Source organism: Bordetella avium, from assembly GCF_034424645.1.
GTDB classification, from domain to species: domain Bacteria; phylum Pseudomonadota; class Gammaproteobacteria; order Burkholderiales; family Burkholderiaceae_B; genus Bordetella; species Bordetella avium.
The window spans coordinates 1,054,652-1,080,426 of the sequence record NZ_CP139969.1; the positions used below are offsets into that span (position 1 = coordinate 1,054,652).

Sequence of the window (25,775 nt, forward strand, 5' to 3'; positions counted from 1 at the left end):
GCTCCAGCGCTGTGCGGTGATGGACGGTCGCACTAGGTGTCAATGCCAGCTTGTTCCACCGCTCGTCGAGGGCTAAGGTGTCTGTCGTCCACCCCGTGTGCGGGGCGCTACAAAAGGAAGAGCTCGTGACAGAGATTTGGCGGTTGTCGGCAGGTGAGGTGGCAGATGGTGTGTGGCGGGGCGAGTTTTCGGCCTTGGAGGCTGCCCAATCCGCCTTGAAACGGCTGGAGATGGTGAACCCGACGCTCAATGCGGTGGTCGACTTCGATCCTGAAGCCGTCTTGGCCGCCGCTCGGCAGTGCGATGCCAGGCGTGCCCGAGGCGATGCTCTGGGGCTGTTGGGGGGAGTGCCAGTCACGGTGAAGATCAATGTAGACCAGCAAGGGTTTGCTACGAGCAATGGGGTGCGCTTGCAACGGGATCTCATCGCGCAGCGTAACAGCCCGGTTGTCGATAATCTGCTGCGAGCCGGGGCGGTGATTCTGGGCCGCACGAATACGCCGGCATTTTCGCTGCGCTGGTTTACCGATAATCAGCTTTATGGCGCCACCCGTAATCCTCGCAATGTGGCGTTGACGCCGGGCGGCTCGTCGGGCGGGGCCGCTTCGGCAGTGGCGGCGGGCATTGGCCATTTGGCGCACGGCACCGATATCGCGGGCTCTATCCGCTATCCGGCATATGCTTGCGGTGTTCATGGCCTGCGTCCGTCATTGGGGCGAGTGCCGGCATTCAACGCGGCCTTGCCGGAAAGGGGCTTGGGCGGGCAGATTACGGCGGTATCGGGTCCCTTGGCCCGGCGCATCGCCGATGTACGCCTGGGCTTGCTGGCACTGGCGGCCCCCGATTCACGAGACCCCTGGTATGTTCCCGCTCCCCTCGAGGGGCCTGGCTACGAGAGAAAGGCGGCGCTGTGGCTGCGCCCGGATGGGCTTGATATCGTGCCTGCGGTCGAAGACGCATTGCGGCAGGCGGCCGCGCGCTTGCGGGATGCGGGCTGGCAAGTCGACGAAATCGAACAAGGTCCGCCGATGCGTGAGGCGGCGCAACTACAGCTACGTATGTGGCTCGCCGATGGTTATGAAGCCATGCTTGCAGCGGCCGAACGCGAGGAGGATGAGGGCGCATTGATTGCCCTGCGGGGGCAGGGCGAGGCCTTTCGCGGTCTGGATCTGTCCACGTATCAGGCGACGTTGACGCGACGAGCCACGCTGGTGCGCGACTGGCAGTGCTTTTTCGATACCTATCCGCTCATGCTGACCCCTGTGTCGGCCGAGCTGCCTTTTGCGGATGGCCTGGACAAGCAGGGGGAGGCGGCTTACCGGCGGGTATGGGAGGCGCAAATGACCCAGATTGGCCTGCCCTTCATGGGTTTGCCTGGCCTTGCCGTGGCGACGGGCGAGGTAAAGGGCGCTCCCGTGGGCGTGCAGTTGCTGGCGGCGCGCTATCGTGAAGATATCTTGTTGGATGCCGGGCAATTGATCGAGGAGGCCGGCCCGCCAGTGAGCATAGCCGCCTAGAGCCTTAATCCTGCTGCTGCGCCCATTCTGGGCGCAGCACGGCCATGATGCCGGTATCCCAGCGCTCGTCGCCGACGCCGCTGGGAGTGGCAGACCGGCGCACGCCTTCCCATACAAAACCGAGGCTGCGATAGACGCTGATGGCCCCGGTATTAAACGTGTAGACATTCAGTTCGACACGCTGAATCTCTGGGTGTGAGAAGGCGTGATCGATCAGTTGCCGCAGCATGATCTTGGCCATGCCCTGGCCTCGCGCTTCAGGTGCGATCACGATGCGACCGAGCCGCGCATTGCCATCGTGCCATTCGAAGGCAAGTTGGCCGTGCCCGACGAGATCGCCGTTTTCTTCGGCCATCCAGCAGCGGCGGGCGGGATAATCGCCTTTGTTTTCAGCCAGCATGTTCTCGAATTGCGGCGCATCCAAGGGGTAGCGGACCAGCGAGCCGCCCCATTGCGCAGCGCCGCGCTGATCTGGGAGCCAACTGGCGAGCTGAACGAAATGGTCTAGACCGAAGGGGATGAGGCGCATGGTTTATCGACCGATCAGGACCATGGCCCACAGTGCCACCATGGCAATCAGGCCGACCCAGCATCCGCCCCAGAATCCAATGAGCGGCCATTTGACGTCCAGTGGGACTTGCTTGGGATCGACGTGTTTGAGTAGTTGATTGGCGTAACCTGCGACCCAGCGCTTGCCGCCTGGCATGGTCAGGCGCAGAAAATAGTCGAGAAAAATGGCGGCCTGGACAGAGAGGGGCTGCTGCCGGAAGGGGCGGTGTTCGAGCAGTGGGTGCTTCAGTACGGCATTGACGCGTGGTGCTTTCCAGAAGAACAACACCAGGCCGCATAGCGTGCAGGTAATGAAGCACAGCACGAACAGGCTGAATACGAAGACGAAGGTCTGGGAGTAGAAGGCCGGCATGGTGTGTGTTATCCGCGGGTTTGGCCTTCGCCGGTTAATACCCATTTATAGGTGGTGAGCCCCTCTAGGCCAACCGGGCCACGGGCATGCAGGCGATTGGTGGAAATGCCGATTTCGGCGCCCAGACCATATTCGAAACCATCGGCGAAAACGGTGGGTAGGTTGACGTAGACCGAGCTAGAGTCCACTTCGCGCTGAAAACGCTGCGCTGCGGCGAGGTTTTCGGTGACGATGGCGTCGGTGTGGCCGGAACCCCAGCGGGCGATGTGTTCCATCGCCTGGTCCAGGTCATCCACGACACGCACTGCCAAGACGGGGCCGAGATACTCGGTTCCCCAATCCTCTTCGCTGGCGGCGGCCATGCCGGGCACGATGGCCTGACTGCGTTCGCAGCCACGCAGCTCGACGCCGTGCTCGATGAGTGCACGGGCGATGCGTGGCAATTGAGTAGGCGCGATTGCTCGATGCACGAGCAGGGTTTCCATCGAACCGCAGACGCTATAGCGGTAGGTCTTGGCGTTGAAGGCGATTTCCAGCGCACGATCCGGGTCGGCGGCGGCATCGATATAAACGTGACAATTGCCATCCAGGTGCTTGATGAGCGGTACGCGGGCTTCTTGCGCCAGACGGGCGATCAGCCCTTTACCGCCTCGGGGCACGATGACGTCGATGTGTTCGGTCATAGTGACCAGTTTGCCGACGGCGGCGCGATCCGTGGTGCTAACCACCTGTACGGCAGCCGGAGGCAACTCAGCCGCCGCCAGTCCGGCTTGAACAATAGCGCCCAATGCAAGATTGGAGTGCAGGGCTTCGCTGCCGCCACGCAAAATCGTGGCATTGCCGGATTTCAGGCAAAGCGCCGCTGCGTCGATGGTCACGTTGGGCCGCGACTCGTAAATGATGCCGATCACGCCCAGCGGCACCCGCATTTGCGCCACACGCATGCCATTGGGCCGTACTTGGGTCGGGCCCAGACTGCCGACCGGGTCGGGCAGCGCGGCAATCTGGCGCAGACCTTCGGCCATGAGCTGCACGCTGCGGTCAGAGAGCGTAAGCCGGTCTAGCAGTGCGGGTTCCAGGCCGTTGGCGCGAGCCGCCTCCAGGTCGAGCGCATTGGCGGCCTGCAAGGCGGCTTTACCGTCGATGATCAACTCGGCCATCGCCAAGAGCGCACGGTTCTTGGCGGTACCGCTGGCTCGCATCATGGCGCGGGAGGCCTGGCGGGCGTTTTCACCCAGGGTCAGCATGATTTGTTCGATCGAGGACATGACGGATTATCCGTTTCAGGTAAGGGGGTCAGCCACGCGCGCCCGCTGCGGCTACGCGCAGCGCCAAGCGTGTCATTTCTTCCCAGGGGTCAGACAGGCGCCCGGGTACGCTCAAGCCTTTGATCAGCCGGTCGACTTCGTGAGCGTGTTGTACCGCAGCAGGCCAGGCTTGAGGCGGCACACGACCCAAGGCCTGCAGGGCCAGGCGTTCGTGCGCACCGAATATGCGCAGGCGGCGCATCAGGGCGCCGACATCCTGCTTTTGTTGACGGGCCTGGGCAATGCGCGCCAGCAAGCGGATTTCTTCGCCGACTGCCCAGAGAACCAGGGGCAGGGCTTCGCCTTCTGCGCGCAGGCCGTCGAGCATGCGCACGGTGCGGCCGATATCGCCTGCCAGCATGGCGTCGCGCAAGCCGAAGACATCGTAGCGGGCGACGTTGAGCACGGCACGCTCGACGTCGTCAGCGGCCAGCTCACCCTCGGGGTAGAGCAGGCCGAGTTTGAGGATTTCCTGGTGTGCCGCGAGCAGATTGCCTTCGACCTTGTCGGCCATCCATTGCAAGGTAGCACCGTCTACGCGCTGATTCTGGCGCGCCAGCCGGGCGCCGATCCAGGCCGGCAGGCGGGCGCGTTCGATGGTGGGAATCTCGGCGATCACGCCGCTGCGAGCCAGCGCCAGCGCCCATTTAGATTCGCGCGTGGCGCGGTCCAGTCGCGGCAAAGAGACGACGACCAGTGTCTCGGCCTGGGTCTGCCGCCCGGCCTGCTCGGCCAGGCGGATGAGGGTGTCGGCGCCGGTTTTACCGGGTTTGCCTGTGGGGATTTTGATCTCGAGGAGGCTGCGGTCGCCGAATAGCGATACGGTCTGTGTTGCCGCGAGTACGGCGCTCCAGTCGCCCCGCGCGTCCATGACCAGGGTGGTACGGTCGGTATAGCCGGCCTGGCGGGCAGCGGCGCGCAGAGCGTCACCGGCCTCGATGACCAGCAGCGGTTCGTCGCCAGAGAGCGTGTAGAGCCCCGCCAGCGGTCCGCGCCGCAGATGATCGAGCAGGCCGTCTCCGTCCAGGTGTTGCGCCATTACTCAGGTTGTACGGGCAGGCCCGGCGTGATGTTGGGCGTATTCCAGGGGGCCGGCGTGTTGCGCTGATCGGTACGCTCGTTCGGGTTGTAGAGCGGTGTTTCTTCCAGCACGTCGTCCTTGGTTTTTTCCAGACGGTCCATGGTCAAGAAGACGTCGGGCGCCGTCATGCGGCGCACGATGCGGCTGACCAGCGTTTGCTGCATGTATTCATACAGCACTTCGATCTGTGACTGCTTGGCTTGCACTACGCCATCGTCGTAAGGCATGTCGCGATAGATGGTGTAGGTGGTGTCTGGAATGATGGCCCGTCCGCTGGGATCGATCACGCGGAAGGTAAACACCAGGCCCAGCTCGTATTCTTCGACGCGGCCTTGGGCGTTCAGGGCTACGTCACGCAGGCTGCGTGAGTTTTGCACCTGTTGCAGATTGGCCGCCGCAATCTTGGGATCATTGACGATGCGCGTGCCGGGCGAGGCAGCGCGGATGGCACGGCGTACGTCGGCGCCAAAGCGCGTGTTGTCAGGGATGCCCACATAGAGCGTTTTGAAGGGCAGGGGGGTTTCCCCCTGCATTTTGAAGCCGCAGGCGCTCAGGAGCATGACCGAAGCCAGGCCCGCGGCCTTGAGCCAGCGTGATCCTTTGGAAAACGGCAGGAAAAGCCCGGCGAGGTTCATGCGCATCCTTATCAGCCTACGACGTTGACCAGCTTGCCCGGAACCACGATCACACGCTTGGGCGGACGGCCCTCCAGGAAGCGGGCAACCTCTTCCTGGGCCACGGCGATCTTTTCGATATCTTCTTTGGCGGCCTGGGCGGCGACCCGGATGGCTCCGCGCAGCTTGCCGTTGACCTGGAGCATAAGCTCGATTTCGTCAGCGATCAGCGCGGCCTCGTCGACATGCGGCCAGGGCGCGTCGAGCAGGTCGCCAAGCTTGGCAGCGTAGCCCAGGTCACGCCAGATATGCCAAGTGACATGCGGTACAACCGGATACAGCACGCGCAGCAACAGGCCCAGGCCTTCGGCGATGGCGGCATCGGCGGCCGGACCTTCGGGCAATTGGGCATTGTCGATGGCGTTGAGCATCTTCATGCTGGCCGATACGACGGTGTTGTACTGGATGCGTTGGTAGTCGTATTCGGCTTGCTTGAGCAGGCCGTAGAGCTCGCGGCGCAAATCCTTGACCGGCGCGGGCGCGTCTTGCCAGGCATAGCCCGAGGCCAGGCCCCGGGCGACGGCTGCACGGCGGTCATAGGCCAGCGCCCAGAGGCGGCGCAGGAAGCGGTTGGCGCCATCAACGCCCGAGTCAGACCACTCAAGGGTCTGTTCCGGGGGGCTAGCGAACATCACGAACAAGCGCGCGGTATCGGCACCCAGCGTGTCGATCAGCGATTGCGGATCGACACCGTTGTTCTTCGACTTGGACATGGTGCCTACGCCGCCGTAGGTGATTTCCGAGCCGTCGGATTTCAGTCGGGCGCCGACGATGGCTCCCTTGGCGTCGTAGATGTTTTCGACTTCTTCGGGCCAGAAATACTCGATCCCTCCTTGCGGAGTACGGCGCGAGTAGATGTGGTTGAGCACCATGCCCTGGCACAGCAGGCGGGTGAAGGGTTCGTCGAACTTGAGCATGCCCAGGTCACGCATGACCTTGGTCCAGAAACGTGCGTAGAGCAGATGCAGCACTGCATGCTCGATACCGCCGATGTACTGGTCCATTGGCATCCAGTAATCGTTGCGTTTGTCGACCATGGCCTGATCGTTGCCCGGGGAGGTGTAGCGCATGAAGTACCAGGACGAATCCACAAAGGTGTCCATGGTGTCGGTTTCTCGGCGCGCTGGCTTGCCGCAAGCGGGGCAGGAGCACGAGAGGAAGGCTTCATTTTTGGCCAGCGGATTGCCCGAACCGTCCGGGATGAGGTCATCTGGCAGCACGACCGGCAGGTCTTGCTCGGGCACGGGCACGGGGCCGCAATCCTGGCAGTGGATGATGGGGATAGGCGTGCCCCAGTAGCGCTGGCGAGAAATGCCCCAGTCACGCAGGCGGTAAGTGGTTTGCTTCTCGCCCAGACCCAGGGCGTTCAGATCGGCGGCGATGGCGTCGACGGCTTCGGCGGTGCTCAAGCCGTCATACTTGCCGGAATTGATGGTGCGGCCGGTTTGCTTGTCGCCGTACCATTCTTGCCAGGCTTGGTCGGAGTAGGTCTTGCCTTCCTGGGCAATGACCTGGCGGATGGTCAGGCCATATTTGCGAGCAAACGCGAAGTCGCGTTCGTCATGGGCGGGTACGCCCATGACGGCGCCGTCACCGTAGCTCATGAGCACGTAGTTGCCGACCCACAGATCGACTGCCTGACCGGTGAGCGGATGCTTGACGCTCAGGCCGGTGGGCATGCCTTCTTTTTCACGAGTGGCGATTTCTGCTTCGGTCGTGCCGCCGAGTTTGCATTGCTCGATGAAGGTGGCCAGAGCAGGATTGTTGCGTGCTGCCAGGGTCGCCAAAGGATGTTCCGGCGCTACGGCGCAGAAGGTCACGCCCATGACGGTGTCGGCGCGCGTCGTGAACACGAACAGTTTGCCATCCTGGATGAGCTGGCCGTTTTCATCTTTGATGTCATGCGGGAAGGCAAGGCGTACGCCTTCGGACTTGCCGATCCAGTTTTCCTGCATGACGCGCACGCGTTCCGGCCAGCCTGGCAGGCCGTTTTTGACCTGATCGAGCAGTTCGTCGGCGTAGTCGGTGATGCGCAGGTAATAACCTGGGATTTCGCGTTTTTCAACGGGGGCGCCGGAACGCCAGCCGCGTCCGTCGATGACCTGTTCGTTGGCCAGCACGGTCTGGTCGACCGGGTCCCAATTGACGACCTGGGTTTTGCGGTAGGCGATACCCTTTTCGAGCATCTTCAGGAACAGCCACTGGTTCCATTTGTAATAAGCGGGATCGCAGGCGCACATCTCGCGTGACCAGTCGATCGCCAGACCCATCGCCTTCATCTGCTTTTTCATGTAGGCGATGTTGTCGTAGGTCCATTTGGCGGGCGGCACCTTGGACTTAATGGCTGCGTTTTCCGCAGGCATGCCGAAAGCGTCCCAGCCCATCGGCATCAGCACGTTGTAGCCGCGCATGCGCAGCTGGCGCGCCATCATGTCGTTGATCGTGTAGTTGCGCACGTGGCCCATGTGTAGCTTGCCGCTGGGGTAGGGCAGCATGGAGCAAGCATAGAACTTCGGCTTTTCCGAGCCGTCCGCATTTTTGGCGGATTCATGGACGAGATAAGCGTCACGGGCCTGCCAGTCTTGTTGGGCAGCCGCCTCGACGAGGTTGGGTTGGTAGCGTTCCTGCATGGACTCGTGCGAAAAGAGGGTGGGTGCGCCCGGTGAGCGGGCGCTCGAAACCTTAGATTATAGGAGGTGCGACGCTCAGGAGGGTGAGGGCGGGTTTCCGGGGATGCGCGCACTCGGTGCGAACTTGCCATAAGCCAGGGCAATGAGGCCGATCGCGGCGCCCGCGCCTGTCACGCCATACCAGCCCCAATGCTCATAAATCCAGGCCGATGCGAGCGATCCGGCAGCGCCGCCAATAAAGTAAGAGGTCATATATCCTGCGGTCAGACGGCTGCGGGCTTCCGGGCGCAGACGATAGACGGAGCTTTGGTTGGTGACATGTACGCCCTGGATGGCCATGTCCTGGATCAGGATGCCAATGAGCAGCGGAATCACGGCGTGGGCTCCCCACGCGACCAGACCCCAGGAGCCCAACAGCAGCAGCAGTCCGGCGATGGTTGCGCGGTTGCCCAGCCCCTGATCCGCCATGCGGCCGAAACGGCGGGCAGCGTAGGCGCCCATGACGCCGGCAAGACCAAACAGGCCTATGGTGGTTGGGTTGTAGTCGTAGGGCGGGTTCGAGAGCAGGAATGTGAGCGGTGTCCAGAGCATGCTGAAGCAGGCGAAGATCAACGCGCCGATCAGGGATCTGGCGCGCAGCAGCGGCTCGTCCCGGTAAAGATGCAGAATGGTTAGCAACAGGCGGGGGTAGCTCAGTCTGGTATCGCCGCGGTGATCGGGCAGGATGCGCCACAGTACGGCCGACATGAGCAGCATCAAGCCAGCGGCGACCCAATAAACGGTGCGCCAGCCGCCGAGGTCAGCCAGCGCGCCAGCGACCGTCCGGGCCAGCAGAATGCCTAGCAGCAGGCCGCTCATCAAGGTGCCGACGATGCGGCCGCGTTGAGCCGGTTCGGCAAGAGAGGCGCCAAAGGGCACCAGTACTTGGGCCACGACCGACAGCACGCCGGTCAGGAATGTGCCCAGCATCAGCCAGCCGATGCCGGGTGCGTTGGCCGAGATCAACAGGCCGCCGGCGGATAAGGCCGTCATGAAGACGATGAGGCGGCGCCGTTCGACCATGTCGCCCAGCGGGACGAGCAGCACGAGACCGATCGCGTAACTCAGTTGGGCGACGGTAACGATGCTGCCCATGATGGCATGGGAAGCCTGGAATTGCTCGCCGATAATTTGCAGCAGGGGCTGGGCGTAATAGTTGCTGGCCACGGCCAGGCCGGTGGCCACCGACATCAGGAAAACCATGGTCGGGGTAAGTCGGGTGGTCAAAATGAAAGTCCTCCGGGCGCTTGCTGATCGTGCTCGATCAGCAAGCGCTTGAGCAGGCTGGCGAGTTGACGGCGTTCGGCGGGGTTGAGCGGCGCCAGCGTGTGATTCAGTTCGGCGAGATAGTCAGCCATCACCTGCTGCAGCGTGTGCTGGCCGAGATCGGTCAGCGAGACGATGACCCCGCGGCGGTCGTTCGGGTTGGGGCTGCGTTCGACGAAGCCGGCGGCTTCCAGGCGGTCCAGGCGATGGGTCATGGCGCCGGACGAAAGAAGCAGGGCGCAGATCAATTGCTGCGGACACAAGGCATAAGGCGGGCCGGACCGGGCCAGTGTGGCGAGCAGGTCGAATTCGCCTTGGTGCAGGCCGTGCGCGCGAAAGGCGCGTTCGGCGTTACGCGTGGCGAGCACATTCACGCGGAAGAGGCGGGCGCAGACCGCCATGGGAGAAACGTCCAGGTCAGGACGTTCGTCGGCCCATTGGGAGAGAACGAAATCGACGTGGTCTTTCATGGATTTTATCTTGATCTAAAGTATCTTTATATCAAGATAAATATGGGCCATGCAAATCGCGTGGTTGCGCCAGCCAAAAAAAGAGCCCGCCATTTGGCGGGCTCTTCCCGGTTTGACCGCAAGACGCCGTTTATTGAGCGGCGTCTTTCAGCTTCTTGAGCGGGCGGACCTTGACCTTTACCGAAGCGGGCTTGGCCGGGAACCAGCGCTCTTCGCCAGTGAACGGATCTTTGCCGAAACGCTTGGCTTTGGCGGGAACCTTTTGCACGGAAACCTTGAACAGGCCGGCAAGCGTGAATTCGCCAGCGCCCTTCTTGTCGACCGAGCCCAGCACGGCGGATTCCAGACCGGCCAGAACCGTCTTGACCGTCTTTGCCTCAACGCCCGTGTTCTCAACCAGGTGAGCAACCAGCTGCGACTTGTTCAGCGCTTCCTTGATCGGGCGCACGACAGCGGTGGCGGCAGTCTTTTTCACGGCCGGCTTGGTGGCGACAGCCTTCTTGGCGGGGGCAGCTTTCTTGGCAGGGGCTTTCGCGGGTGCCTTAGCCGGTGCCTTGACGGCAGTTTTGGTGACTTTCTTGGCAGGAGTTTTTGCTTTGGTAGCCATGGTCAAAATCCGTATGTTGGTAATGAGCGGCGCTTGCGACGGATGTCCGGCACCACGCGCCCGATGATAGCGGAAACTTGAGCTGGTGCAGCGTTTTTTTGGGGCGAATAATGCTTGCCAGATGTTGTTTTCGCGAGAAACCTCAAGTCAGACATCATGAGAGTCCTTGTTTACAGGGCTTTTGCGATGCGTCAGCGCATTGCGTTACGCTAAGCGCCTTGATGCGTGGTCGGGAGAGAGCGTGTGAGCGGATGGAAAGGAGGCTGGGTGCGGGACATCACGCCCGCAGTCGTGCGAGGCGATGCGATGGCCGGTCTGCTTGGCGCCTTGCTGGTGCTGCCGCAGGGCATGGCCTTCGCGCTTCTGGCTGGATTGCCGCCGCAATACGGTCTTTACACCGCCATCGTGCCTTGTGTGATTGCAGGCTTGTTTGGTTCCAGCCGGCATGTCTTGTCGGGTCCCACAAACGCCAACTCGCTCGCTTTATTTGCGGTGCTTGCGCCGATGGCGGTGCCGGGTTCACCAGGCTATATCGAGTTGGCGCTCGCCGTCACGGTGATGGTCGGTCTTTTGCAATTGGCCGTGAGTTTGCTGCGTCTGGGCGGCTTGGCCAATTTCATTTCGCCGGCGGCCTTGTTCGGTTTCACCAGCGGCGCGGCGATATTGATCGCACTGCATGCCGTGAAAGACGCTTTTGGCATCGCTGGCGGGCATGGTCTGGCGGAAACGTTTAGCGCCTTGTTCGCAGGGCAGGTCAGCATTGGCGCTGTCGTCGTCACCCTGGTCACGATGACCTGCGCGCTTGCAGTGCGCCGCTGGGACCGGCGGCGACCGCATATGTTGGCCGGCCTGATCGCCGGAACGGCCGCCGGGTGGTTGGCGCAGCGCTATGGTTTCGATGTGACCGCTCTGGGGCCGATCGCCCGGCCGCTGCCGCCCCTGCACGTTCCCGATGTGGATTGGCAGCGCCTGCCGGATATGCTGGGTGTGGCGGTGCCGCTGACTATCGTCGCGTTGGCGCAATCGATCTCGATTGCCAAGGCGGTTGCGCAACGCTCTGGGCAAACTATCGATCCGAATCGCGAGTTTTTCGGGCAGGGCTTGTCCAATGTGGTGGGAGGCTTTTTCTCCTGTTATCTGTCTTGCGGCTCATTGAACCGTTCAATGCCGAATTACGAGGCCGGCGCGCGTACGCCTTTGGCTGCCGTGTTCTCGGCATTGATCCTGGTGGCGCTGGTGTTTCTCAGTGCCCCCTTGCTCGCCCATATTCCTTATGCCGCGATTGCCGGGCTGCTGATTCTGGTGGCCTGGACACTGCTGGATGTTGCTCGCTGGCGTTGGTTGGCCCGCGTGAACCGCAACGAAGCGGCAATCGCTGCCGCCACCTTGGCCGCGACGCTGTTCATTCGCATGGAGGTCGCCATTTTGTTGGGCGCCCTGCTATCTGTGACGGCCTATCTTTATCGCACGTCGCGCCCGGCGATGCGCGTGATGGGTATTGATGCCAACGATCCCGCACGCCATTTCATCGTGCGCGAAGGAAACGCCTCCGCCTTGCCGGAGTGTCCCCAGCTCTGCCTGTTGCGTATGGAGGGATCGGTGTACTTTGGTGCGGCAGCTTATGTTGAAGACCGCTTGGCCGATCTGCGTGCCAGCGGTCAACACCATCTACTGGTCATGACCAAGAGCATGAATTTTATTGATCAGGCCGGGGCCCAGGTTTGGGAGGATGAACTTAAGCGTCGTCGTGCGATGGGGGGCGATTTGTATTTTCATCGTCCTCGCCCCGAGGTCATTGCCACCTGGCAGCGCACGGGCTTTCTCCAACGCTTGGGCGAGGATCATGTTTTTCCCGACAAGACGACGGCCATCGCCAGTATTTATCGCCGACTTGATCCTGAGGTATGCAAGACCTGTCGGGCACGCTGTTTTCTCGAGTGCTCCGATGTTCAGTCTGGCCAGATCGGCAAAGCGGCGCCGCCCGTCATCGAGGGTGAGACGCCGAAGCGGGCCTGATCGGCCGCCGCTCCTGTCAGATCGGAAACCGTTTTCGGCGCAACGGGTGGTGCATGTCCGGCGGCGGTATGTTCCTCCACGGGCGGCCTGGCAGGCTCGCGCATGCGGCGCGCCAGGGTATCGGGCAGTTGTAGCCTGACACCGTCGATAAATTGCAGTTGTTCCGGCTCCCCGTTGTCGCCGGTCACCGCCAGGTGCAGACCGAGGGTGGCTTGATGGTCGATCTTGCGGTACTGAATAGGGCCAGCCGGGGTGTCGAGTTTGAGGCCCTCCAGCGCTTCAATGAGCTTTTCGGCATCGGTGGATTGCGCGGCCCGCAGCGCTTCGGCCAGGCTATGCAAGGCGATATAGCCTTGGAGTGCCCGTTTGGTGGGCGTCTGGCCTTGTGCAGCCTGGTAGGCGGCGCTAAAGGCTGCCTGGCTTTCCGGCAGCCTGTGGCTGTAGGTAGCGCTTATCCAGCCAGGGGGGGAGTCTGCGGGCAGGTCTTCGCCGTGCAGTATGACGACAGCCGGTAGGGGCGCTTTCGCCAGCAGATGAAGGAATTGCGCCAAATCCTGGCCCCGCAAAGCGACCATCAGGGCTTGGGGGCGGCTTTCGGCAAGCGTCTGCATCAGCTGAGGGTTGATGCCCGATGGTTCAACGGGCAGTCTGCTCACGACTTCGGTCTTGGATTGGAATGCCGTCATCATCGCGCCGAAGGTGGCCGCGGCTTCTTCGCCTGGAAGGGTTGTCGGGTAGACGATGGCCCAGCGTTTTTGGCGCAGGCCGAGCGCGCGCGGCGCCAGTGCGGCGACGCGCATGCGCGTGGAGGGTGGCAGGCGGAAGGTGTAGGGGTTGCCCTCCTGCCAGACCAGGCGGTCGCTGCTGGCGGCGGCGGCGAGATAGGGCAGGCGCCAGGCGGCGGCTTGCCGGGCGTGCGCGAGGGCCTGTGCGGAGCCTGCGCCGTCAAATAGCGCCACCGCATCGCCGGGTCCGCTGTTCGGGTCCAGAGGTTTTACCGTAAGCGGCCGTCCCATGACGCCGCCAGCGCGGTTGATGTCATCGAGCGCCAGACGCCAGCCGGCCTGAAAACCGGCGTCCGGTCCATCGTCAGGGAGTTCTCCCACAAGAATGGGTGCAGCATTGTCGGCACGGGCGAGCGTCGACAGCAAGAGGCAGAGCAGCAAGAGTAAGCGCATAAGGGCAGGCGCGGAAAAGACAGGGGCGGCCCAGAGTGTAGTGGCCTGCATTGGGCAGCAGGGCTATGATCTGCCGGTAAATGCCGCCGTAATCCGGGGTTTGGGCGGCTAGGGTTGCAAAAAACAAAACCCTCCGGCACCTGGATGCGGGAGGGTTTGCAGGGCAATCCGCGCTCAGGGCGGCGGACTGGCGCCAAGCTGCATTACTTCAGCTTGGTTTCCTTGTAGTCGACGTGCTTGCGAGCGACCGGATCAAATTTCTTGATCAGCATCTTCTCGGGCATGTTGCGCTTGTTCTTGGTGGTCGTGTAGAAATGGCCCGTGCCGGCGGTCGACTCGAGCTTGATCTTTTCGCGGATACCTTTGGCCATGTCGGGCTCCTAGTATGAATTTGCGGTTCGTGGCGCGATAGGGCGCACGGATGAAGGCGTGGGGGTCGGCGAGTCGTTTAGACTGCTTCGCCGCGAGCGCGCAGGTCGGCCAGCACGGCGTCGATGCCGTTCTTGTCGATCGTGCGGATGGCCTTGGCCGTCACGCGCAGACGAACCCAGCGGTTTTCGCTCTCAACCCAGAAACGGCGCGACTGCAGGTTGGGCAGGAAGCGACGCTTGGTCTTGTTGTTGGCGTGCGAAACGTTGTTGCCCACCATCGGGCCTTTGCCGGTTACTTGGCAAACACGTGCCATGATGCACCTCTTTGTTTATTCGCCGGGGATGTCGCTTGGCCGAGGCAGCAGGGATATTCGCACCGGCATTTGCCAGTCACCCATTGCCTGGATGAGAGCCGCCGCACTGAGGGTTGCACATTTGCATGCGTCTTGGCATGTAACCGCGCTGGCCAATGCGACTGGCCCGTGCTTATACCCGCTTAGCATCTGGCCGGTTAACGCCCTGGCAGAGTAAGTAATGTCGCAACTACAAAGCATAGTAGCCGCAAAACGGGATGGATACTGAGTCAGCTACTATATGATGAAAATAAATAGCTCGTCAAGTGCCGTGCCGGGCCACGCGTCCGGCCACCCAGGAGAGGCAGGCGCAGGCGGCGAGCACCGTGGTCAGGGGCAAGGCGCTTTGCATCTGCCAGATACTGATCAGCAGGCCCGCCAGCGCGCCACAAGACAATTGCAGCGTGCCCAGCATGGCGGACGCGGCGCCTAGGCGTCGCCCCTGTTCGGAAAGCGCCAGCGCGGCAGAGTTAGGGTTCACGAAACCCTGGCTGAACATATAGCCGATCAGACAGGCCATTAAAAGCGGCAAGCTCATGAGGCCGCCCAGGGTGAACGCGACCGCAGCCAGGCTGGCCAGTGCCAGGGCGTTCTGCGCGCGGCGTTGCAAGGTGGGGGGAGCAAGCCGGCGCAAAAGGCGCGCGCTGACCTGGGAGCCAATAATGAGAGCGGCCGCATTCGCGCCGAACAGCAGGCCGTAATACTGCGGCGGCACGCCATACAATTCGATGAATATCTGTGGCGAGCCCACAATATAGGCGAACATTCCGGCCTGGCCCAGCCCGCCTGCCAGGCTGTGCGCAATAAATGAGCGGTGCGAGAGCAGGGCGGCGTAATTGCCCAGAATCGTGCCCCAGCGCAGTGGTATTGCGCGTTCGGCGGGCAGGGATTCTTTCATGATGCCGATGACACTGATCAGCATGGCCGCGCCCGCCAGGGCCATCAGCCAGAACAGGCTGCGCCAGCCCACGAACGCCAGTAATTGCCCGCCAGCCAAGGGCGCAAGAATAGGCGCAAGGCCCATGATCAGCATGAGCAAGGACATGGCCCGCGCAGCGTCCTGGGTATCGTAGTGGTCGCGGATCACGGCGCGCGGAATCACGACGCCAGCCGCACCGCCTAAAGCCTGGATCACACGCCAACCTGTCAGGGCTTCGATATTTCCCGCGAGTGCACAAGCTACTGAAGCCAAGATGTAAAGCGCGAGCCCTACCATCATGGGCAGTTTGCGTCCGAAACGATCTGCAAGCGGGCCATACACGATCTGCGCCATGGCCATGCCTATGAGATAGGCAGCCAGCGTGCGCTCGACATCGCCGCGCGGCACCTCCATGCTCTGGGCGATCGTGGGAAACGCCGGCAGATACATATCGATGGAGAACGGTCCGATTGCAGTCAGGGCGCCCATCAGGATCAGCCAGCCGGGCATGCCCCCGTCCAGGTTGTCGGAGCGTGGCGAGGGTGTTGACGGGGGTAGGGACATGTCGTGGAAAGCGCGGCGGCTGCGCATTCGGCATTTGCCGGTTTTTGTTGCAGAATGGGGGGCGGAGCCGGTGAATGTAGCACGCGCTGCCTTACGCACACATTGCAAGTGTTTTCCCATAACGTTGTCCTGTCGTTCATGTCCAGTGGAGAGGGAATTGGTAAATCCTTTGCTTTCTGTAGTCGAACGCAAGCTCACCGCTCTGCCGGTGTCCGTGCAATTGCAAATGCCTGATGGAACTGTTTTGGGGCCGCCTGATGCCAAGGTGCGCTTTACCGCTCGCGACAAGGGGGCGCTCGCTCACTTGGCCGAAGGGGCGGTTGGCGTATTGGGCCAGGATTATGTCGAGGGCCGTGTTGAAATTCAGGGCAGTATGCGAGATGTCATGGATGCCGCTGCTGCGCTGCTCCCGGGCTCTCCCGTCGAGGCAGCGCGTGGTGGTTGGCTGACCGACCTGATACGCAAAGTGACGTCGGTATGGCGGCACTCTGTCGAGCGCGACGCCAAACAGATCGAATTTCATTACGATCTTTCGGATGATTTTTATGCGCTGTGGCTAGACCCGCGCCGCGTCTACTCCTGCGCTTACTATCGCGAACCAGATATGACGCTGGCCCAGGCGCAAGAGGCCAAGCTGGACCTCATCTGCCGCAAGCTGCGTCTGCATGAGGGCGAGCGTTTTCTGGATGTTGGCGCCGGCTGGGGCGGCCTGCTTCTCTGGGCTGCCGAGAATTACGGCGTGGATGCCACCGGCATTACGCTTTCACGTAACCAGCATGCCCATGTAAACCGTCTGATTGAAGCCAAAGGGCTATCTGGCCGGGTGCGCATGGAGTTGCTGGATTATCGCAAGCTCGACGTCAGCAAGCCCTACGACAAGATTGCTTCGGTGGGCATGTTCGAGCACGTGGGCCGTGCGCAACTGCCCGCCTATTTCACCAAATTGCGCAGCCTGGTCAAGCCGGGCGGCCTCATCATGAATCACGGCATTACTGCTGCGGGCGTTTATAACGCGGAGCTGGGCAGCGGTATGGGCGAATTCATCGAGAAATATATCTTTCCTGGCGGCGAGTTGACGCATATCAGCAGCGTCCTGGAAGCGGTCACGGCAGGGGGGCTAGAGGCTTGCGATGTCGAGAATCTGCGTCCGCATTATGCGCGCACCCTCTGGGCGTGGAGTGACGAACTCGAGGTGCGGCTGGACGAGGCGCGCCAGATACTCTCTGGCGAGCAGGGGGCCCGTTCCTTGCGCGCCTATCGGCTCTATCTCGCAGGTTGCGCGATGGCGTTCCAATATGGTTGGATCGCCTTGCACCAGGTGCTGGTGAGTACGCCCGCAAGCGGCGCGCCCAACGAGTTGGATTACCCGCCTGATCGCCAGTATCCGTGGCGGCGCGAATATATGTTCGAATCGCCCAAGGCCTGACGCCGATAGTCCCCGACGAACGCCGTTTACCGGTGTTCGCGAAGGCGTGCCCGATCCCCGCGAAGCGCTGCGCTGAGTGGGGATTATCTTTTCGGGAGACCGAATGCCGTTGTGTTTGTGGGCCTTGATCTGGACAAGCATGGCCTTTCGCTGCCCAGGCAGGCCCCGGCAGCGAGATCGCTCCCTGCGCCGAGAGTTCATGCTTGTCGGGGGCGGCACGCAGGCGGCGACAGATCTTCGACCGACGCTGCGCAGCGTTGAGCAGAGCCCGATTTACGACAATAGGTCTGCGCGGGAGAAAGGCAGGCTTTTCATGGGCTGTTCGCCAGAGGCAGGCCCTGTGTCGGGCTGGAATAGGGCTTGGCGGTGCTTTACCCTGATCAAAATACATTAATTTAGTAACTAAATACGACTTTGGCGCAAAACTTTTGTTGCATCGCAATAGGAGGGGGATTTCCCGCTCTGGCGCCTGAGGCTCAGGATTTTCCCTAGGTTATGAGTAGGACAAATGATACGAAATGTGTCTGGCTAATCTTGGTTTGTAGTGCAAGATCGTCTAACATGCTGGCTTCTTCATTGAGTTTCGTTCAATTTTCTTCGTGATGAATTTCGGGTGATGCCCGAAGTGCTTACGTTGCCATCTGGAAAGCCTGCCCTACGGGCTGCGCTTTCTTCTATGAGTGTCGGTTTGTATTGGCGGTTTTGCCCGTCTTCCGCACAACCCCCTTAGCTACACGGCATGGTCGGCAGTTTCCGGCTGTGTCCTTGAACCTATGGAGGCAAAAGCCATGCGTGTTACCCCCCTGAAAGCCCTGGCCGCAACGGCCGTTCTTTCTGTGTTCGCTGGCGCAGTTCATGCCGCGCCCCAATGTGAAGTGAAAGGCCCCGTCAAGTTCGGCGGCATGAACTGGGAATCCAACCTGGTTCTGGTCGATGTCGAGCGTTTCATCCTCGAAAAAGGTTACGGCTGCCAAACCGAAGTGCTGCCTACGGAAACCTTGCCCGCTCTGGCGGCTCTGGAGCGTGGCGATCTGGACATCAATACCGAGATCTGGCTTAACAGCGTGGCCGATCCCTGGGAAAAGGCCGAAAAAACCGGCAAGGTCAAGCGGGTGGGCGATCTCTACATGGGAGGGGAGGGCTGGTTTATTCCCCGTTACACGGCCGAACGTTATCCGGAGCTGAAGTCGGCGGCCGATCTGCCTAAGTTCAAAGACAAGTTCAAAGATCCCGAAGAGCCGGGTAAAGGCCGCTTTTATGGCTGCCCGGCGGGTTGGGGATGCGAGGTCACCAGCAACAACCTGTTCCATGCGCTCAAACTGGACGACAGCTTCACGCTGTATTCGCCCGGTACCGGCGCCGCACAGAAGGCGGCGTTGACGTCGGCGTACAAACGCAAGCAGGACGTGGTGTTTTACTACTGGTATCCGACGCCCTTGGTGGGCTCGATGGACCTGGTAAAGCTTGAAATGCCGCCTTATGACGCGGAAAAGCATAAGTGCCTGACCTCGCCCAAGTGCGAAAAACCCGAGGCCAGCGCCTATCCCGAGAATCCGGTGTTTACGGCGCTTAATAGCAATTTCGCCAAGAAGGCGCCGCAGTTGACCGAGTTTTTCTCCAAAGTATCGCTACCGCGTGAGCAGATGGACGAAACGCTTGCACATATGGAGTCCTCCGGCGACGACGCTTCCGAAGTGGCTCAATGGTTCCTCAAGAACAAGGCTGAAGTCTGGAAGAAGTGGGTGCCCACCGAGGTGGCTGCCCGAGTGCAATCTGCACTTTGATGTTCCAGCGGTCCCCCCGTGCTCATGCCTCACGCATGATCTGGCGCGGCGGGGCCGCAGTCTTTCTCCAAAAGGAGCTGTTTGATGTTTCCTGAATGGATACCCGCCAAAGCTGTGCGCGGGGCAATCGACGGTTTCGTCGATCATCTGGTTACGAATTACGCCGATACCCTTGAAGCCCTGGCCAGTCCGGTGCTCAAGGTGCTGATCTGGCTTGAACAACTGCTGCGCACGTCGCCCTGGTGGTCTGTCGTGCTGGCCACCATCGTCATCGCCTGGCTGGTGAGCCGGCGTATCGGCTTTAGCCTGGCCATGGGGGCGCTGCTGTGCGTGCTGGGTTTACTTGGCCTGTGGGATGCCGGGATGCAGACGCTGGCGCTGATGATCATGGCCGCCGGGCTTTCGGTGATGATCGGTATCCCGGTGGGGATCGTGATGGCGCGTGTGAACTGGTTGCGCTCGATCATGTTGCCGGTGCTGGACGTGATGCAGACCATGCCGAGTTTTGTTTATCTGATTCCGGTTGTCATGCTGTTTGGCCTGGGCAAAATCCCCGCCCTGATCGCCACGGTGATCTATGCCGTCCCGCCCTTGATCCGCCTCACTGATCTGGGCATCCGCTTGGTGGACAGAGAGGTGCTTGAGGCGTCTCGTGCCTTCGGCGCCAATTCGCGCCAACAATTATTCGGCGTGCAACTGCCGCTGGCTTTGCCCAATATCATGGCTGGCGTGAACCAGACCACGATGATGGCGCTTTCGATGGTGGTCATCGCGTCCATGATTGGTGCGCGTGGGCTGGGCTATGAGGTGTTGCTGGGTATCAATCGTCTGGAAGTCGGCCGTGGCCTGGTGGCAGGGCTGGGCATTGTGGTGCTGGCAGTGCTGTTCGACCGCATCACGCAATCGTATGGGCAGCGCGTGCGGGTAGGAGGCCAGCGATGAGCAAGATTGAAGTCAAGAATATCTACAAGATCTTTGGTCCTCATCCAAAGCAATGCCTGCAGGCTGCGCAGGATGGCGTCAGCAAAGAAGCTTTGCTGGCCGAAACGGGGCACACCCTGGGTCTGCGCAATATCAGCCTGTCGATCGAAGAAGGCAGCATCTTCGTCATCATGGGGCTGTCGGGTTCCGGGAAATCCACCTTGATTCGCCATTTCAATCGTCTGATCGAGCCGAGCGCCGGGCAGATCTTGGTCGATGGGGTGGATGTGGTCAGCCTTAACAAGCGCGATCTGGAAACATTCCGCCAGAAGAAAATGAGTATGGTGTTTCAGCGCTTTGGCCTGTTTCCGCACCGCACGGTGCTGGATAACGCGGCCTATGGACTGGCCGTGCAGGGGGTGTCGCGCGCCGAACGCGAACAGCGTGCTCGCCATTGGTTGGAGCAGGTGGGTCTGAGTGGTTTCGAGTCCCAGCATCCCCATCAGCTTTCGGGGGGGATGCAGCAGCGCGTCGGCTTGGCGCGAGCGCTGGCCACTGACGCCGAAATCCTCTTGATGGATGAGGCTTTTTCCGCGCTCGATCCCCTGATCCGCCGTGAGATGCAAGATCATTTGCTGCAATTGCAGGCCAAACTCAACAAGACGATAGTATTCATCACGCACGATCTTGATGAGGCCTTGCGCCTGGGCAACCGCATTGCGATTCTCAAGGATGGGGAGCTGGTGCAGGAGGGCACGCCGGAAGATATTCTGCTCAGCCCGGCTGATGATTATGTTCAGGCCTTTCTTCAGGACGTGAATCGCACCAAGGTCTTGAACGCCGCGCATGCGGTCAATCCGGCGCGTTTGACCCTGACCATGCGCTCGCGTCCCGGCCATGCCTTGGATCGCATGCGGGCGCTTAGTTACGAGTATGCGCCTGTGCTGGATGGTAAGCGGCTTGCCGGTGTCCTGACTGAAGCGGCGGCCTTGCAGGCCCAGAGCGAGGGCGCGCGAGACGTATCCCGTTATGTCGAGGACCTGGCCTCCGTGCCTGCGACGGCAGGCCTCGATGAGGTGTTGCAGCATCTGGTGCATAGCGACCAGCCTGTGGCCGTGACGGGCGAGGATGATGAGTTCATCGGCATGTTGTCACGCAAAAAAGTCGTCGATCTGGTCGCTCCGGTTGTGGCCGACAACAACGAGGCCGCCGCGCAGGCTCTGGAGGCTGCCGCCGAGCCCGAGGGGCGCAACTGAGTTCGGGCTGTTGCAAGGTCTGGCCGTTCCCGGCTAGGGGCGAGGCGGCTTTGCCCGGATCGCGCTGTTCTTAGCATGCCAGGGATGTCCCTGGCCCTGGGAGGACGGGGCTGCCGGAAAGCGGGTGCGAATGCCGGCCCAAGAATACTTGGCTACCATCGGCGATTTAGGTTTTTCTTATCGAGCCGCTGCGCCATGACTTTCGACATTTCCTTTCGCCAGGCCAGGCCTGAAGACGCCGATCGTTGCTATGAGATCGAGATAGCCGCCTACGAAGGTGATGAGGCGGCGACACGCGAGAAAATCGCCTTGCGCATCGATCAGTGTCCGCAAGGCTTCTTGATCATGGAAAGGGCAGGCCGGATCATGGGTTTTATCAATTCCGGTTGCGCCCACGACGTGGTCATGTCGGATGAAGCGTTCAAGCAGTTGCTCGGCCATGACCCGGAGGCGGTCAACGTTGTGATCATGTCCGTCGTGCTTGATCCGGCAGAGCAGGGCCGGGGCTATTCAACACGCTTGATGGCGACTTTTGTCCAGAGGATGCGAGATCAGGGCAAGGCGACGATTCATCTGATGTGCAAGGCGCATCATATTGAGCTGTACCGCAGGTTTGGCTATCAATATGTTAAGCCGTCTGAGTCGGATCATGGCGGCATGGCCTGGCACGAAATGCTGATGGTGCTATAAACGTCGACCGCTGCTCACATAGTGGCCTTTCTATGATGTATTCCAAGTGAGCGATGACGGTCTGACGGCACTATAGTTAGCGTGTTCAGCAGACTGCCGTCTTACAACATCCATCTTCAAGGACGAACATTATGAAAGAGGTCATCATTGCCGCAGGCGTGCGTACCGCAATCGGAGATTTCGGGGGCGCGTTGAAAGACGTGACGCCCTGTGATCTCGGCACGACCGTAATCCGGGAAGCGCTCAACCGCGCCGGTGTCCGGGGAGATGAGGTCGGGCATGTCGCCGTTGGTCATGTGATCAACACCGAAGCGCGTGATATGTATCTGTCGCGCGTGGCTGCGATCAACGCGGGCATAGGCAAGGAAACGCCGGCTTTCAATGTTAACCGGCTGTGTGGTTCCGGTCTGCAGGCCGTCGTGTCGGCAGCGCAAGGCATTATGCTGGGCGACGCCGAAATTGCCGTGGCGGCAGGTGCCGAGAGTATGAGCCGTGCGCCTTATATCGCTCCTTCCCAGCGCTGGGGCGCGCGCATGGGAGATAGCGTGATGATCGATATGATGACCGGTGCGCTCACCGACCCGTTCGGACGCATGCATATGGGCGTGACTGCCGAGAATGTGGCAGCCCGCTTCGGTGTCAGCCGCGCCGACCAGGATGCGCTGGCGGTCGAGTCACATCGCCGTGCCAGCGCGGCCATCGCAGCAGGCTATTTCAAGGACCAGATTGTTCCGGTCACGATCAAGACGCGTAAGGGTGAGGTCGTCTTTGAGCGGGATGAGCATGTGCGCGACGACGTCACGGCTACAGACCTCGGCCGTCTCAAGCCGGTATTCCAGAAAGAAAGTGGAACGGTGACGGCGGGCAATGCTTCGGGCTTGAACGATGGCGCCGCCGCACTGGTGCTGATGGAGCGCAGCGTCGCCGAGCGGCGCGGCGTCAAGCCGCTGGCCCGGCTGGTGGCTTATGCCCATGCCGGTGTCGATCCGGAAATCATGGGCATTGGCCCGGTTCCTGCGACACAGGCCGTGCTAAAGCGTGCAGGCCTGACTGTGGATCAGCTTGATGTGATCGAGGCCAATGAAGCATTCGCCGCTCAGGCCTGTGCCGTGACGCGCGAACTCAAGCTCGACCCGGCCAAGGTCAATCCCAATGGCAGCGGTATCAGTCTGGGCCACCCCATCGGTGCAACTGGCGCCATCATTACTGTCAAGGCGCTGTATGAGTTGCAGCGGGTGCAGGGCCGCTATGCGCTGGTGACGATGTGCATCGGCGGCGGCCAAGGTATCGCCGCCGTGTTCGAGCGTCTCTGAACTCTCGTCGTTCAGCGGCGCTGGTGTTCCGCCAGCGCCGTATCGCCCCAGGGAGACATGATTTCGGTGCATCCCTGGTTGCCGCCCGCGTCGTGTTGAACGCCGGCCGGGCAGGCATAGGCAAAGGGGTAGACGCCACGCCGGGCCAGCTCGTGCGGAAAGCGGCCCGCCAGCGCGGCAACGCTCAGTTCGCCCAAGGCCGGGTCGATAATCAGCGAGCCGGTGCTGGCGTCGATCCGCGGATGGTGGAAGGCTTCTTCGAGCGACATGCCGTAGTCCATCAGGAATGACGTGAGTTGCAGCACGGCGGGCAGAATTTTGCGTCCGCCTGATGCGCCGATGGCGAATCGACGTCCGTCCGTGCTGCCTATGACCGGGCAGATATTCATCAGGCAGCGTTTGTCTGGGGCCAGCGAATTGGGCTTTCCGGGCTCGGGGTCGAACCACATGATGCCGTTGTTGAGCAGCATTCCTGTCGAGGGCGAGACAATGTGCGAACCAAAGGCCGAGAGCAGGGTCTGCGTGACCGAGCACATATTGCCTTGACGGTCTACGACACTGAAATGCGTGGTGCAGGCCGGCGCGCGGGGATCTTCGTTGTCGCCCATATGCTGTAAGCGCCATTGGTACTCGTCCAGCAGTACCTGGGCATAGGCCTCGAAGGCGGCGCTGCCGGGGCGGCCTTCCGGGCGTAGCACGTTTTCAAGGCGGTGCAGGCAGCGCGCGAGGTTGGGGCCCGCCGTCATTTGCGGTGTGGCGTATACCGTGCCGCCACGATAGGGGATGGCCAGAGGCTCCAGCCATTGCGCTTCGTAGGTTTGCAGGTCGGCCAGCGACAGCCGACCGCCCTTTGCCTGTATGTCCCGTGCCAGCGCGCGGCCGATATCGCCGCCATAGAGCGCCTGTGCGCCTTCTTCCGCCAGTTGCCGCAGGGTTTGCGCCGCTTGCTGGAAGTTCAGCCGCGCCCCTGCCGTGGCCGTCCAGCCGCTGGCCTTGGGCCAGCATCCGTCATCGAGAAACAGGGCGGCGGCGTCAGGGTCGCGAGCCAGCCAACGCGCCGACCCCGCGATCATGAGCGTGGTGTACCAATCGATGAGCGGACCCTCTTCGGCCAACGCGATGGCGTCTTGCAGTGTGTCGCGCCAGGGCAGTCTGCCGTAAGCTTTGTGGGCGGCCGCCATGCCGGCCACCGTGCCTGGTACGGCCACGGCGGTGGCGCCGCGGCAATTGCGGTCATCGATGACGGCGGGCCAAGGAAACAAATCGGCCGAGACGCGGCCGTCGCTCGCCAGAGGATAGTCGGTGGGGTCCAGCGCGGCCGGTGAGCGCATGCCAAAGTGCACGACATGGGCTTTCTGCGTGTCGGCGCGGTAGATCACCATCGCACCGCCCCCCATCGGGCCGCTCATCCAGGGTTCCGCCACGCCCGCAGCGAACGAAGTGGCCACGGCCGCATCGACGGCATCGCCGCCTGCGGCAAGGATGGCGGCGCCTGCCTCGGCGGCTTTACGATGTTGCGATGCCACGACGCCGTCGGCGCTGCGCAGCACGATCTTGCGAGTGAGCTGGGTGTTCGAAAAGTTATCGCGCATCTTTTTGTCTCCAGTTGGCTATCGCTACAATGCCCGGATGTCCCGACGTAATCAACCTTCTGTTCTCGATCAGCCCTCTCTGTCAGAGGCCGATGGCGTGCGCTATCTCCATTTCGGCAGCGAATGGGTCCAGGGCGCCATGCGCATTAAAAACCCTGCCGAGCTGGTTCTGGAATACACCGCTCAGATGATGGCCTGGCTGTTGTTTCTGGAGCCGCCGCGCGAGCAGTCCATCGGGCTGCTGGGGCTGGGGGCGGGATCGCTGACCCGTTTCTGCCTGAAGCACACGCGCAGCACACTCGACGTGGTCGAGTGGAATCCGCAGGTCACGGCGGTCTGCCAGATGTTTTTCAAACTGCCCACGCCAGCCCGTCTGTCGGTGCACCATGAGGACGCTGCGGTCTGGGTGGCGGATCCGATCAATGCCGGGCGCAGCCCGGTGCTGATGGTGGATCTCTATGACGCCAAGGCGGAAGGCCCGGTGCGTGACAGCGTGACCTTTTATCGTGATTGCCGACGGGTGTTGGGCGAAGTCGGCGTCCTGGCAGTCAACCTATTCGGTCGCCACGACAGTTTTGGGCGCAATATCGATAATCTGTCCAAGGCTTTTGATGATCGCATCGTGCTGTTGCCCGAGATCGACGCGGGCAATCAAATCGTGCTGGCCTTCTCCGGCCCTCTCTTGGCGGTGACGCCAGCCGAGCTGTTGGCGCGCGCCGAGGAGGTGGAGTCGCAATATGGTTTGCCGGCACGGCGCTGGGCGCGTTCGCTGGTTGGCCATGCGGTCAATGGCATGCTGCATTTCTGACAAAAAGCGAATCGGTCCGGACCGAAGGGGGCGTGGAGGTTCTGCGGGCCTGAGTCACCTACACTGATTCA

23 protein-coding genes are annotated in these 25,775 nt (G+C 61.5%); 9 read left to right on the forward strand and 14 right to left on the reverse strand.

Going from position 1 to position 25,775, the window contains the following annotated elements; genetic code table 11:
* Nucleotides 1–125 precede the first annotated feature (125 nt).
* Nucleotides 126–1,517, forward strand: a complete 1,392-nt coding sequence (locus tag U0029_RS05005; protein WP_114852785.1) for an amidase family protein — start codon at nt 126–128, stop codon at nt 1,515–1,517.
* A 4-nt stretch (nt 1,518–1,521) separates the two neighbouring features.
* Here U0029_RS05005 and U0029_RS05010 read toward each other — a convergent pair whose 3' ends face one another.
* The 9 genes from U0029_RS05010 to U0029_RS05050 form a co-directional block, all read right to left on the reverse strand.
* Nucleotides 1,522–2,046: a GNAT family N-acetyltransferase gene (locus tag U0029_RS05010; RefSeq protein ID WP_114852786.1), complete on the reverse strand. Its 525-nt coding sequence runs from the start codon at nt 2,044–2,046 to the stop codon at nt 1,522–1,524.
* 3 nt (nt 2,047–2,049) lie between these two features.
* A complete protein-coding gene (locus tag U0029_RS05015; protein ID WP_012418153.1) occupies nt 2,050–2,439 on the reverse strand; it encodes a hypothetical protein in 390 nt (129 codons plus the stop codon).
* 8 nt (nt 2,440–2,447) lie between these two features.
* Complete coding sequence (locus tag U0029_RS05020) at nt 2,448–3,707, reverse strand: glutamate-5-semialdehyde dehydrogenase (RefSeq protein WP_114852787.1); 1,260 nt, start codon at nt 3,705–3,707, stop codon at nt 2,448–2,450.
* A gap of 28 nt (nt 3,708–3,735) precedes the next feature.
* The gene (holA, locus tag U0029_RS05025) at nt 3,736–4,785 is read right to left on the reverse strand and encodes a DNA polymerase III subunit delta (protein ID WP_012418151.1); all 1,050 of its coding nucleotides are present in this window, start codon (nt 4,783–4,785) and stop codon (nt 3,736–3,738) included.
* Nucleotides 4,785–5,462, reverse strand: a complete 678-nt coding sequence (locus tag U0029_RS05030; protein ID WP_114852788.1) for an LPS-assembly lipoprotein LptE — start codon at nt 5,460–5,462, stop codon at nt 4,785–4,787. Before U0029_RS05030 ends, holA begins: the two co-directional genes overlap by 1 nt.
* Nucleotides 5,463–5,473: 11 nt before the next feature.
* The gene (gene leuS, locus U0029_RS05035; RefSeq protein WP_114852789.1) at nt 5,474–8,131 is read right to left on the reverse strand and encodes a leucine--tRNA ligase; all 2,658 of its coding nucleotides are present in this window, start codon (nt 8,129–8,131) and stop codon (nt 5,474–5,476) included.
* A gap of 75 nt (nt 8,132–8,206) precedes the next feature.
* Nucleotides 8,207–9,373, reverse strand: a complete 1,167-nt coding sequence (locus U0029_RS05040; protein WP_326998538.1) for an MFS transporter — start codon at nt 9,371–9,373, stop codon at nt 8,207–8,209.
* 20 nt (nt 9,374–9,393) lie between these two features.
* Nucleotides 9,394–9,906 (reverse strand): MarR family winged helix-turn-helix transcriptional regulator, encoded by a 513-nt coding sequence (locus tag U0029_RS05045; protein ID WP_012418147.1) that lies wholly within the window; start codon nt 9,904–9,906, stop codon nt 9,394–9,396.
* Nucleotides 9,907–10,036: 130 nt separating this feature from the next.
* Entirely contained in the window at nt 10,037–10,513 is a 477-nt protein-coding gene (locus U0029_RS05050; RefSeq protein WP_039051592.1) for an HU family DNA-binding protein, read from the reverse strand.
* A gap of 306 nt (nt 10,514–10,819) precedes the next feature.
* Between U0029_RS05050 and U0029_RS05055 the strand changes: the two genes are divergently transcribed.
* On the forward strand, nt 10,820–12,529 hold the full coding sequence (locus U0029_RS05055; protein ID WP_082011666.1) for a SulP family inorganic anion transporter: 1,710 nt from the start codon (nt 10,820–10,822) through the stop codon (nt 12,527–12,529).
* Here U0029_RS05055 and U0029_RS05060 read toward each other — a convergent pair.
* The 4 genes from U0029_RS05060 to U0029_RS05075 all read right to left on the reverse strand — a co-directional run bounded on the left by U0029_RS05060 (nt 12,463) and on the right by U0029_RS05075 (nt 15,860).
* Nucleotides 12,463–13,707 (reverse strand): ABC transporter substrate-binding protein, encoded by a 1,245-nt coding sequence (locus tag U0029_RS05060; protein WP_162790399.1) that lies wholly within the window; start codon nt 13,705–13,707, stop codon nt 12,463–12,465. The two genes, U0029_RS05055 and U0029_RS05060, sit on opposite strands and share 67 nt — an antisense overlap.
* Before the next feature lie 203 nt (nt 13,708–13,910).
* Nucleotides 13,911–14,078 (reverse strand): 50S ribosomal protein L33, encoded by a 168-nt coding sequence (gene rpmG, locus U0029_RS05065; protein ID WP_003810296.1) that lies wholly within the window; start codon nt 14,076–14,078, stop codon nt 13,911–13,913.
* 77 nt (nt 14,079–14,155) lie between these two features.
* Nucleotides 14,156–14,392: a 50S ribosomal protein L28 gene (gene rpmB, locus U0029_RS05070; protein WP_003810297.1), complete on the reverse strand. Its 237-nt coding sequence runs from the start codon at nt 14,390–14,392 to the stop codon at nt 14,156–14,158.
* A 301-nt stretch (nt 14,393–14,693) separates the two neighbouring features.
* Nucleotides 14,694–15,860, reverse strand: coding sequence for a Bcr/CflA family multidrug efflux MFS transporter (locus U0029_RS05075; RefSeq protein WP_012418143.1), 1,167 nt, complete (start codon nt 15,858–15,860; stop codon nt 14,694–14,696).
* Between the two features lie 223 nt (nt 15,861–16,083).
* On the opposite strand from U0029_RS05075, the gene U0029_RS05080 reads away from it, so the two are divergent.
* From U0029_RS05080 to bktB, 6 genes are all read left to right on the forward strand, one after another.
* A complete protein-coding gene (locus U0029_RS05080) occupies nt 16,084–17,340 on the forward strand; it encodes a class I SAM-dependent methyltransferase (RefSeq protein ID WP_114852802.1) in 1,257 nt (418 codons plus the stop codon).
* A 788-nt stretch (nt 17,341–18,128) separates the two neighbouring features.
* Nucleotides 18,129–19,124 (forward strand): ABC transporter substrate-binding protein, encoded by a 996-nt coding sequence (locus tag U0029_RS05085; RefSeq protein ID WP_012418139.1) that lies wholly within the window; start codon nt 18,129–18,131, stop codon nt 19,122–19,124.
* Nucleotides 19,125–19,208: 84 nt separating this feature from the next.
* The gene (locus U0029_RS05090) at nt 19,209–20,066 is read left to right on the forward strand and encodes an ABC transporter permease (RefSeq protein ID WP_012418138.1); all 858 of its coding nucleotides are present in this window, start codon (nt 19,209–19,211) and stop codon (nt 20,064–20,066) included.
* The gene (locus tag U0029_RS05095) at nt 20,063–21,301 is read left to right on the forward strand and encodes a quaternary amine ABC transporter ATP-binding protein (RefSeq protein ID WP_012418137.1); all 1,239 of its coding nucleotides are present in this window, start codon (nt 20,063–20,065) and stop codon (nt 21,299–21,301) included. The genes U0029_RS05090 and U0029_RS05095 overlap by 4 nt, the downstream gene beginning before the upstream one ends.
* A 195-nt stretch (nt 21,302–21,496) precedes the next feature.
* A complete protein-coding gene (locus tag U0029_RS05100) occupies nt 21,497–21,991 on the forward strand; it encodes a GNAT family N-acetyltransferase (RefSeq protein ID WP_114852791.1) in 495 nt (164 codons plus the stop codon).
* Between the two features lie 131 nt (nt 21,992–22,122).
* Nucleotides 22,123–23,304: a beta-ketothiolase BktB gene (gene bktB / locus U0029_RS05105; RefSeq protein WP_012418135.1), complete on the forward strand. Its 1,182-nt coding sequence runs from the start codon at nt 22,123–22,125 to the stop codon at nt 23,302–23,304.
* An 11-nt stretch (nt 23,305–23,315) separates the two neighbouring features.
* On the opposite strand, the gene U0029_RS05110 is transcribed toward bktB, so the two are convergent.
* The gene (locus tag U0029_RS05110; protein ID WP_012418134.1) at nt 23,316–24,896 is read right to left on the reverse strand and encodes a gamma-glutamyltransferase; all 1,581 of its coding nucleotides are present in this window, start codon (nt 24,894–24,896) and stop codon (nt 23,316–23,318) included.
* Between the two features lie 37 nt (nt 24,897–24,933).
* Here U0029_RS05110 and U0029_RS05115 point away from each other — a divergent pair, with 37 nt between their 5' ends.
* Nucleotides 24,934–25,704 (forward strand): class I SAM-dependent methyltransferase, encoded by a 771-nt coding sequence (locus U0029_RS05115; RefSeq protein ID WP_114852792.1) that lies wholly within the window; start codon nt 24,934–24,936, stop codon nt 25,702–25,704.
* Nucleotides 25,705–25,775: the final 71 nt, after the last annotated feature.